The organism is Dactylosporangium darangshiense (assembly GCF_039537565.1).
In the GTDB taxonomy this organism is placed as follows: domain Bacteria; phylum Actinomycetota; class Actinomycetes; order Mycobacteriales; family Micromonosporaceae; genus Dactylosporangium; species Dactylosporangium darangshiense.
The window spans coordinates 1-11,561 of record NZ_BAABAT010000105.1 but is presented as its reverse complement, the minus strand read 5'-3'; the positions used below and the strand labels follow the sequence as shown (position 1 = coordinate 11,561).

The window sequence follows — 11,561 nt, the reverse complement described above, 5'->3', positions numbered from 1 at the left end:
TCACCATCCGCCACCACCACCGCATCATCGACCGCCGGATGCTCCCGCAACACCGCCTCAACCTCACCCAACTCCACCCGGAACCCACGCACCTTCACCTGCGCATCCGCCCGACCCACAAACTCCAGCACCCCATCAGCCCGCCACCGCACCACATCCCCCGACCGGTACAACCGGCCACCATCACCCGCAAACGGATCCGCGACAAACCGCTCCGCGGTCAGCTCCGCCCGACCCGCATACCCACGCGCCAACCCGACACCACCGATCAACAACTCACCAGGCACCCCAACCGGGACCGGACGCAACAACCCGTCCACCACAAACACCCGCACATTGCCCAACGGACCACCGATCGGCGGATCACCGACCTCCCCCACACCACACGGCATCGTCGTCGCCAGCACCGACACCTCAGTCGGGCCGTACGCGTTGAACATCCGCGAACGACCCGCCCACGCCCCCACCAGATCCGCACCGACCCGCTCCGAACCCACCACCCACGTACCAACCCCGGCAACCTCGTCCGGATCCAGCTGGGACAGCAACGACGGCACCACACTGGCCACCTCCACCCGCTCCGCCCGGATCAACGCCGCCAACTGCGCCGGCTCCGACCGCTGCACCCCCGAAGCAATCACCAGCGACCCGCCGCCGGACAGCACCACCGCCACGTCCATCACCGCCGCGTCGAACCCGAACGCCGCGAACTGCAACGCAACACGGCCGGGCACCACCCCGAACACCGGACCCAGCTGCACCGCCAAATTCAGCAACCCACGATGCGCAACCACCACACCCTTCGGCACACCCGTCGAACCCGACGTATAGATCACATACGCCGCCTGATCCCCCACCACCGCCGGCAACACCATCGCGTCCGCGCCGTCCAACGGCACGTCCTCCAACCACGTCACCGCCACACCAGCAGACGCCAGCTCCGCCGCCACCGGCCGCTGGCCCAGCACCACCGACGCGCCACCATCGGCAACCATGAACACCAACCGCTCCACCGGATAGTTGGGGTCCAGCGGCAGATACGCACCACCCGCCCGCCACACGGCCAGGACGGCGACCACGAACTCCACACCCCGCCCCAAACACAACCCCACCACCGACTCCGGACCCACCCCCGAACCAGCCAAGAACCCGGCCAACACCCCCGAACGCCGCCACAACTCGCCATACGTCAGCACGACATCGCCGCACCGCACCGCCACCGCGTGCGGATCCGCCGCGACGCGCTCACCGATCAGCTCGTGCACACCACCAACCGCCGGCAACACAGCCGCCGTATCGTTCCAGCGCTCCAGCTGCCGCCGCTCCGCGCCGGCCAGCACCGCCACCAGCGACAACCGGCGATCGGGGGCCGCCGCCACCGCGGACAGCAGCTCCACGAAGTGCCCGACCAGCCGCACCATCCGCTCCGCGTCGAACAGCACCGTGCTGTACTTCACCGACCCGACGAAGCCCGACCCCGACGGGGCGAGCACGACCGACAGATCGAACTTGGCGGGCACCACCCGCGGCACAAGCAGCTCCTGCGGGTCCGCTTCCCCGCCGTCGGGCAGATAGTTGAACAGCACCTGGAACAGCGGCGTACGCGACCGGTCCCGGTCCACATCCAAGGCATCGACCAGCTGCTCGAACGGCAGGTCCTGGTGCGCGTACGCGGCCAGCGTCCGCTCCCGCACCCGGCCCACCAGCTCCGCGAACGTCGGATCACCCGACAGATCCGTGCGCAGCACCAGCGTGTTGACGAAGAACCCGATCAGCCCCTCGATCTCGGCCCGGTTCCGGCTCGCGATCGGCGCGCCGACCACGACGTCCTCCTGACCCGAGTAGCGGCCCAACAGAACCGCGAGCGCGCTCTGCATCGTCATGAACATCGACGCGCCGACGGCCTGAGCCACCGCCCGCAGCCCGCTCGCAACGTCCGCCGGAACGGTGAACTCCAGCGCGGCACCCTCGCTCGAGTGCAGCGGCGGCCGCGGCCGATCCGTCGGCAGCTCCAGCACCGGCAGCCCGTCAAGCCGCTCCCGCCAGAACCCGAGCTGGCCCTCCAGGACCTCGCCGGACAGCCAGCGGCGCTGCCACACCGCGAAGTCCGCGTACTGCACCGGCAGGGCCGGGAGCTCCGCGCCCGCGTACAGGGCGGCCAGCTCGTCGCGCAGGACGCGGCTCGACCACTCGTCGCCGACCACGTGATGCATCGCCAGCGCCAGGACATGATCGTCGGCGGCGACCCGCACCAGCGTCGCCCGGAACAGCGGCCCGGCCGCCAGGTCGAACGGCACCCGTCCGTCCGCGGCTACCCACGCCCGCATCGCGGCGGCCGGGTCCGGCTCCTCGGAGACGTCCACGACCGGCAGCTCGAACCGCTCCGGCGCCGGGTCGATCGCCTGGTACGGCACCCCGTCCGGGCCGGCGACCAGCCGCGTCCGCAGCACCTCGTGCCGCGCTACCAGGGCGCACAGCGCCGCCGCCAGCGCCGCCACGTCAAGGTCGCCGCCCAGGGGGATCGACATCGGCGTGTTGTACTCGGCCGACTCCGGCTCGAACTGGGCGAGGAACCACAGGCGCTGCTGCGCGAACGACAGCGGCAGCGGGCCGCGCCGGTCCACCGGCACGATCGGCGGGGCGGTCAGGCCCGATGCGGCGCCCTCGATGACCGCGGCCAGCCCGGCCACGGTCGGGGCGTCGAACAGCGCCGCCACCGGTACCTCGACGTCGAACACGGCCCGGATCCGCGACATGACGCGCGTGGCCAGCAGCGAGTGCCCGCCCAGCGCGAAGAAGTTGTGGTGCACGCCGACCCGCGGCACGTCGAGGACCTGGGCCCAGATGCCGGCCAGGAGCTCCTCGGTGGGTGTGCGGCCGGCCACGTAGTCCTCGGCCACGTCGGCGCGGCCCCGCTCCGGCGCCGGCAGCGCCGCGCGGTCGACCTTGCCGTTGGTGTTCAGCGGCAGCGACGTCAGCTCGACGAAGACGGCCGGCACCATGTAGTCCGGCAGCCGGCCGCGCAGGAACGTCCGCAGGTCGCCGGGGGCCGCCGGAACGCCGTCGGCCGGCACGGTGTAGGCCACCAGGCGGCGATCGGTGTCGTCGCCGTCGGCGATCACGACCGCGGCCCCGACCCGCGGGTGCGCCAGCAGCGCGGCCTCGATCTCGGCGGGCTCGATCCGGAACCCGCGGATCTTCAGCTGGTGGTCGGAGCGGCCCAGGAACTCCAGATTGCCGTCCGGCCGGCGGCGGACCAGGTCGCCGGTGCGGTACATCCGCAGGCCGCCGGCGGCGAACGGGTCGGCGACGAATCGCTCGGCGGTGAGGTCGGCCCGCCCGTGGTAGCCGCGGGCGACGCCGGCGCCGGCGATGAACAGCTCGCCGGGGACGCCGACGGGGACGGGGCTCAGCGAGCGGTCCAGGACGTGCAGGGCGGTGCCGGCGATCGGCGCGCCGAGCGTGACGTCGTCGCCCGCGGTGAGCCGGGCGCAGGACGACCAGATCGTGGTCTCGGTCGGGCCGTACATGTTCCACAGCTCGCCGGTGCGGGCCGCGAGCGCGCCGGCGAGGTCGGCGGTGAGCGCCTCGCCGCCGCACAGGGCGCGCAGTCCCGATGCGCCCGCCCAGCCGTCGTCGAGCAGCATCCGCCAGGTCGCGGGCGTGGCCTGCAGTACCGTCGCGGCGGTGCTTTCCAGCTCGGCGGCCAGCGCGCGGGGCACGCGGGCGGTCTCGCGCTCGGCGACGACCACCCGGGCGCCGTTCACCAGCGGCAGGAACAGCTCCAGGCCGGCGATGTCGAAGCCGAGCGTGGTGACGGCGAGCATGGTGTCGCCGGCGGCGAGGCCCGGCCGCTCGCCCATGGCGGCGAGGAAGGCGACGAGGTTGTCGTGGGTGACGGCCACGCCCTTGGGCCGGCCGGTCGACCCGGAGGTGTAGATGGCGTAGGCGGCCTGGCCGGGCCGCGCGGGCACGGCCGCGAGCGCCGGGCCGGTGTAGGTCTCGGGGTCGTCGAGCCAGACGGCGGTGTCCACGGCGGCCGAGAGGGCGTCGGCGGCGCGGCGGTGCCCGACCAGCACGGTCGCGCGGCTGTCGGCCAGGATGTAGGAGAGCCGGTCCAACGGCTGGTCCGGATCGATCGGCAGGTAGGCGCCGCCGGCCTTCCACACGGCGAGCGCGGCGACCACCAGGTCGACCCCGCGCTCGGCGCACAGCACGACGAGCGACTCGGCCCGGACCCCGGCGGCGCGCAGCCGGTGCGCGAGCCGGCCGGCGCGGTCGTCCAGCTCGCCGTACGACAGGCGGGCGTCGCCGCACTGCACCGCCGCCGCGCCCGGGTTCTGCCGCGCCCGCCGGGCGATCAGCTCGTGCACGCCGCCGGCGGCGGGCGCCGCCGGGGCGGTGTCGTTCCACGCCGCCAGGTCGGCGTGCTCGGCCTCGGTGAGCATCGGCAGCGACGACAGCCGGGCCCCGGCGTCGGCCGCCACCGCGGACAGCAGCCGGACGAAGTGGCCGATCATCCGCACGATCCGGTCGGCGTCGAACAGCGCGGTGCTGTACTGCACCGAGCCCGCCAGGCCGCCGCCGGCCTCGTTCAGGCCGACCGCCAGATCGAACTTCACCGGCAGCGCCTGCGGCGGGGACACCGCGCCGTCCGCGGCGCCGCCGTCGCCGGCCTCGTCCGCGGTCCCGGCGCCGTCGGCGACGTAGCTGAACAGCACCTGGAACAGCGGGGTGCGGGACCGGTCGCGCTCGACGCCCAGGGCGTCCACCAGCCGTTCGAACGGCAGGTCCTGGTTGGCGTACGCGGCCAGCGTCCCCGACCGGACGCGGCCGAGCAGCTCCGCGAACGTCGGGTCGCCGGACAGCTCCGTGCGCAGCACGAGAGTGTTGACGAAGAACCCGATGAGCCCCTCGATCTCGGCCCGGTTGCGGTTGGCCACCGGCGTGCCGACGACGACGTCGTCCTGGCCCGAGTACCGGCCCAGCAGGACCGTGAACGCGCCCAGCAGGGTCATGAACATCGACGCGCCGCCGGAGCGGGCCACGGCCCGCACGCCGTCGGCGACGTCGGCGGGGACCTGGAAGTGCACGACGGCGCCGTCGGAGGTCCGCACGGCCGGGCGGGGCCGGTCGGCCGGCAGCTCCAGGGACGCGGCGCCGGCGAGGCGGTCGCGCCAGAATGCCTGCTGCGCGCCGAGGGCCTCGTCGGACAGCCAGCGCCGCTGCCATACGGCGTAGTCCGCGTACTGCACCGGCAGCGGCTCGAGCGCATCCGGCCGGCCGGTCCGCCGCGCCTCGTACAGCGCGTCGAGCTCGCGGCGCAGGATGGTGGTCGACCACTCGTCGCCGACGACGTGATGCATGGACAGCGCCAGCACATGCTCGCCGGCGCCGAGGCGCAGCAGGGCGGCCCGGATGAGCGGGCCGCGGGCAAGGTCGAACGGCGTCGCGCGGTCGCCGGAGAGCCACTGCTCGGCGGCGTCCTCGGGATCGGCGTGGACGGTCAGGTCGACGACCGGCAGCGCGAAGGGCGACGGCGGATCGATGATCTGCTGCGGTACACCATCGGCGTCCGCGACGAGCCGGGTGCGCAGCACCTCGTGGCGCGCGACCAGCGCCGCCAGCGCCGCCGTCAGCGCTTCGACATCGAGGTCGCCGCGCAGGTACATCGGCAGCGTCGTGTTGTACTCGACCGAGTCCGGCTCCAGCTCGGCCAGGAACCACAGCCGCTGCTGCGCGAACGACAGCGGCAGCGGCTCGTCCCGGCCGACCGGCACGATCGGCGGCACGGTGTGCCCGTCGGCGCCGTCGTCGAGGAGCGCGGCGAGGCCGGCGATCGTGGGCGAGTCGAACAGTGCGGACACGGGCAGCTCGGCGCCGAGCGCGTTGCGCACCCGCGACACGACCCGGGTGGCGAGCAGCGAGTGGCCGCCGAGCTCGAAGAAGTTGTCGTGCACGCCGATGCGCTCGACGCCGAGGACCTCGAGCCAGACTTCGGCGAGGAGCTCCTCGGTCGCGGTCCGCGGCGCCACGAACTCCTCGGCCCGCTCCGCACGCACCTCGACGGCGGCCAGCGCGGCCCGGTCGACCTTGCCGTTGGCGGTCAGCGGAATTGCGGAAACCTCGACGAACGCCCCCGGGATCATGTACTCCGGCAGCAGCCCGCCCAGGAACCGCCGCAACTGCGTGGTCGACGGGACACCCTCACTCGCCGCACCCGCAACCACATACGCCACCAGACGCCGATCCAGCTCCGGCCCATCCGCAACCACCGCAGCCGCCGAAACATCCGGATGCGCGCACAACGCCTGCTCGATCTCACCCGGCTCAATCCGGAAACCCCGAACCTTCACCTGATCATCAACACGACCCACAAACTCCAACCGGCCATCCACCAACCACCGCACCCGGTCACCGGTCCGATACAACCGCGACCCATCCCCGGAAAACACATCAGCCACAAACCGCTCCGCCGTCAGCGCCGGCTGCCCCAAATACCCACGAGCCACCTGAACCCCACCGACGAGCAACTGCCCGACCACACCAACCGGCACCCGCTCCAGATTGTCATCAACCACAAACACCGGCACATTCCCGATCGGCGACCCGATCGGCGCCCCCGCATCCCCAGCCAACCGACCGGCCGTCGCGCACACCGTCACCTCGGTCGGACCATACGCATTGATCAACCGCATCCGGCCGGCCCACATCTGCGCCAACGCCGGACTCAACCGCTCCCCAGCCACCACCAGCGTGCCCAAACCATCCAGATCACCCGGCCCGAACACACTCAACAGCGACGGCGGCAGCGTCGCCACACTCACACCCCGCTCCCGCACCAACGCCGCCAACCGCTGCGGCTCCGCACGCTCCTCCCGCCCCGCAACCACCAACGTCCCACCCCACGCCAACGCCAACGCCACCTCAGACACCGACGCATCAAACCCGAACGACGCAAACTGCAGCACCACATCAACGTCCACACCAAACGCCCGCCGCTGACCCCACACCAAATTCCTCAGACCACCATGCGAAACCACCACACCCTTCGGCCGGCCCGTCGAACCCGACGTGTAAATCACATACGCGGCCTGACCCGCAACAACCCCAACCGGCGCCACATCCGGCGACGCAGCAATCATCATGCTGGTAAACGGATCATCAACGGCAACCGTCCGGACCCGACCCGCCGGCAGATCCGACAACGCCTCCGCACCACCCACAACCACCGACACATCGGCATCACCGAGCATGAACGCCAACCGCTCCAACGGATACTCCGGATCCAACGGCAGATACGCCGCACCCGCCTTCCACACCGCCAGCATCGCCACAACCACATCCACGCCACGCTCGAAACACAGGCCCACCACCTGCTCCGCACCCACCCCCACACCACGCAAATACGACGACAACCGAACCGCACGCTCCTCCAGCTCCCCATACGTCAACACATCCGCACCACACCGAACCGCAACCGCCCCAGGCGCACGCCGCACACACTCCGCAAACAACTCATGCACAAAGCCCGGACGCGGCACCCCAACCTCAACCGCACTCCACGACTCGATCTCCACACACTCCGCCGCCGACATCCGCGGCAACCCCGACAACCGCACCCCCGGATCCGCCGCCACCGCGGCAACCAACTCCACAAAATGCCCAGCCATACGCTCAATCCGAACCCGATCGAACAAGTCGCAGGCATACTCCAGCCGCCCCGAAATCCGGCCCGCCTCATCCGACAACGTCAGCCGGACATCAGTCCGGGCGAAGACGACCTCCTCCGCCCCGACGGCGTCATCGCCGTCCGAGTCCGGCTCGTCCTCGCGCGCGTAGTAGTTGAACAGCGCCTGGAACACGGGGGTGCGGGACCGGTCCCGCTCGGTCGCCAGCTCGTCGACGAGCCGCTCGAACGGCAGGTCCTGGTGGTCGAACGCCGCGAGCGTCGTGGTCCGCACGCGGTCCAACAGCTCGGCGAAGGTGGGGTCGCCGGACAGGTCGGTGCGCAGCACCAGGGTGTTGATGAAGTTGCCGACGAGGCCCTCGAGCCGAACGTCGGTCCGGTTCGCCACCGGCGTACCGACCACCACGTCGTCCTGGCCCGCGTGCCGGCCGAGCAGCACGTCGTAGGCCGCGAGCAGCGTCATGAACATCGAGGCGTTGGCCCGCCGGGCGATGGCCCGCAGGCCCTCGGCGGCCGCGGGCGGCACCCGGAACTCCACGACCGCGCCGGCCGTGGAACGCACGGGCGGGCGGGGCCGGTCGGTGGGCAGGTCGAGGACCGGCGCGCCGGCGAGCCGATCGCGCCAGTAGGTGAGCTGGCCGGCCAGGACCTCGCCGGTCAGCCGGGCGCGCTGCCAGGCGGCGAAGTCCGCGTACTGCACGGGCAGCGCCGGCAGCTCGTCCAGCGGCGCCGGACGCCCGGCGCTGAAGGCCTCGTAGAGCCGGCCAAGCTCGTCGCGCAGGACGCGGTCGGACCACTCGTCGCTCACGGCGTGGTGCTTCGCCACGGCGAGCACGTGTTCGCGCTGGTTGACCCGCAGCAGCGTCGCCCGGAACGGCGCGCCGGCCGCGAGGTCGAAGGGCAGCAGGCCGTCGGCGGCGGCCCACTCCTCGGCGGCCGACGCCGGGTCGGGCTCCGCGGAGAGGTCCACGAGCGGCAGGTCGAACGCCGCCGGCGGGTCGATCAGCTGCCGCGGTTCGCCGTCCGCGTCGGCGGCCAGGCGGGTCCGCAGCACCTCGTGCCGCTGCACGAGCGCCGCGAGCGCGGCGGTCAGCGCCGCGATGTCCGGCGCCTCCCGCAGGTAGATCCGGATCGGCGTGTTGTACTCGACCGAGTCCGGCTCCATCTGGGACAGGAACCAAAGCCGCTGCTGCGCGAACGACAACGGCAGCGGACCGCCGCGGTCCGCCACGGGAATCGGCGCCTCCCGGCCGGCGGCGCGTTCGTCCTGCCGGCCGCGGAGCAGCTCGATGAGCTCGTCCCGCCGGTCGCGGATCAGCCGACCGAGCTCGGCGGTCAGCGCCCCCTTGCCGGCGACCGCGCGCAGCTGGCCGTCGGCGAGATACAGGTGGACGCCGCGGCCCTCCAGCTGGCTCAGCAGCTCCGAAGAGGAGATCGTCATCGCGTGGCACCGTCCTCGTCAGCCAGGTTCGTCCGGGTTGGATCTTGCAAGGATCGAAGCACTTCGTCATCCGGCATCTGCTCGATCTCGGCCCGGATTTGTTCCGCCACCAGTTCGGCCAGCCCGGCGACGGTCGGCCGGTCGAACAGGTCGGCCGGGGGGAGCCCCACGTCGAACACCGTCCGGATCCGGGCCAGGACCCGCATCGCCAGCAGCGATTGGCCGCCAAGCTCGAAGAAGTTGTCGTGTACGCCGACACGGTCGAGGCCGACCACGTCGGTCCAGATCTCGGCGATGAGCTGTTCGGCCGGGTCGCGCGGCGCCACGTACTCGCCGGCGAGGCCAGGCCGCACGCCGTCCGGCGCCGGGAGCGCGGCCCGGTCGACCTTCCCGTTGGGGTTCAGCGGCAGCGCGGCCAGGTCGAGGAACATCGACGGCACCATGAACTCCGGCAACCGCTCCCGCAACCACCCACGCAACCCCTCCACAACCCCCGGCACCACGTACGCGATCAGCCGCTCCCGACCTTCATCAGCGACCACCACCGCATCGCTGATCTCCGGATGCCCGCGAAGGACCTGCTCGACCTCGCCCGGCTCGATCCGATACCCACGCACCTTCACCTGCGCGTCATTACGCCCCAAGAACTCCAACGTTCCATCGGCCCGCCACCGCACCACATCCCCCGACCGATACAACCGACCACCACCCGCAAACGGATCCGCAACAAACCGCTGCGCCGTCAACTCCGCCCGACCCAGATAGCCACGCGCCACGCCGGAACCACCGATGAACAACTCGCCCGGCACCCCGATCGGCACCGGCCGCAGGAACGCGTCCAGCACATACAACCGGGTCCCCGGCAACGCCCCACCCACCGGCGCCGGACCAACCCCACCCCCCGGCTCGGCAAACGTCGAATCGATACCAGCCTCAGTCACCCCATACGCCGTCAACACCCGCGCATCCAGGACCTGCCGAGCCCGGGCCGCCGCCTCGAGCCGCCACACATCGGTGGTCACGACCAGCAGCCGCAACCCGTCCAACACCACCCCGGTGTCCTCTAGATGCGCGACCAGCGCATCGGCGTAGCGGGGAGCAACCTCCATCGCCTCCACCCGCTGACCCACCAACACCGCACACCACTCCGCCACCGACAACTGCAACCCGACCGCACCCAACACCAACGTCCCACCCGAACCGAGGGCACGAACCACGTCACCGGTGAACACATCGAAACTCGCACTCGCCACCGACAACCACCGCAACCGCTCACCCGCACCGAAGTGGGACCGCATCCAACCGCCGAGCACACCCAGCAACACCGCGTGCGGAACAACCACAGCCTTCGCCACACCCGTCGAACCTGAGGTGTAGATGACACATGCCGCCTGACCCGCCACCACCGGCAGCACCTCAACCGGTGCGGCCTGAATCGGCTCGTCGAGCCAGCACACCACCGGCACCAAACCGGCCAACCCCGCCGCCACCGAACGATGCCCGACCAGCACACCCACCCCAGCATCGGCGACCATGAACGCCAACCGATCCACCGGATAACCCGGATCCAACGCCAGATACGCGCCACCCGCCCGCCACACCCCGAGCACCGCCACCACCAGATCGACACCACGCTCAACCGCCACACCGACCACCGACTCGGCGCCCACACCAGCCGAACGCAACCACCCCGCCAGACGACCCGCCCGATCCCACAACTCGCCATACGTCAGCGAAACCTCGCCGGCCTGCACCGCCACCGCGGACGGATCCGACTCCACCCAGCCGGCGATCAGCTCGTGCACACCACCAATGCCGTCCCAGGTCACCGGAGCAGGCGTCACGAACTCCGGCGGCGACACCAGCGCCAGACCCGACAACGCCGCATCCGGAGCGGCCGTCACCGCAGCCAGGACCAGCTGCAGATGGCCGATCAGGCGGTGCATCGTCGCCTCGTCGAACAGCGCCGTGGCGAACTCGACGCCGCCCTGCAGCCCGTCGGCCGAGTCGGCCATGACGAGGGTCAGGTCGTAGAGGACTGGGGCGTCGGTGGAGTCGCGGGAGATGGTCGGCAGGTCGCCGGCGCGGTCGTCGGCGCTGAGGTAGTTGAACAAAACCTGGAACAGCGGCGTTCGCGACCGGTCCCGGCCCACGTCCAGCGCATCGACCAACTGCTCGAACGGGAGATCCTGGTTGGCGTACGCGGCCAGGGTCCGCTCCCGGACCCGGCCCAGCAGCTCCGCGAACGTCGGGTCGCCGGACAGATCCGTGCGCAGCACCAGCGTGTTGACGAAGAACCCGACCAGGCCCTCGATCTCGGCCCGGTTCCGGTTCGCGATCGGCGTACCCACCACGACGTCGTCCTGGCCCGAGTACCGATGCAGCAGCACCGTGAACGCACCCAGCAACGTCATGAACATCGACACACCC

The 11,561-nt window shown here is 71.5% G+C and carries 2 protein-coding genes; both read right to left on the bottom strand.

What is annotated here, in order from left to right; translation table 11 throughout:
• Positions 1-9,131 (bottom strand): amino acid adenylation domain-containing protein (locus ABD901_RS57305; protein ID WP_345144602.1); only part of this gene is annotated, 9,131 nt, incomplete at its 3' end.
• Positions 9,128-11,551: a non-ribosomal peptide synthetase gene (locus ABD901_RS57300; RefSeq protein WP_345144603.1), complete on the bottom strand. Its 2,424-nt coding sequence runs from the start codon at positions 11,549-11,551 to the stop codon at positions 9,128-9,130. The genes ABD901_RS57300 and ABD901_RS57305, both read right to left, overlap by 4 nt.
• Between the last annotated feature and the right edge of the window lie 10 nt (positions 11,552-11,561).

Excerpts from the sequence above, each read along its gene's own strand:
- ABD901_RS57300 (WP_345144603.1), bottom strand. The coding sequence starts at position 11,551 with ATGTTCATGACGTTGCTGGGTGCGTTCACGGTGCTGCTGCATCGGTAC.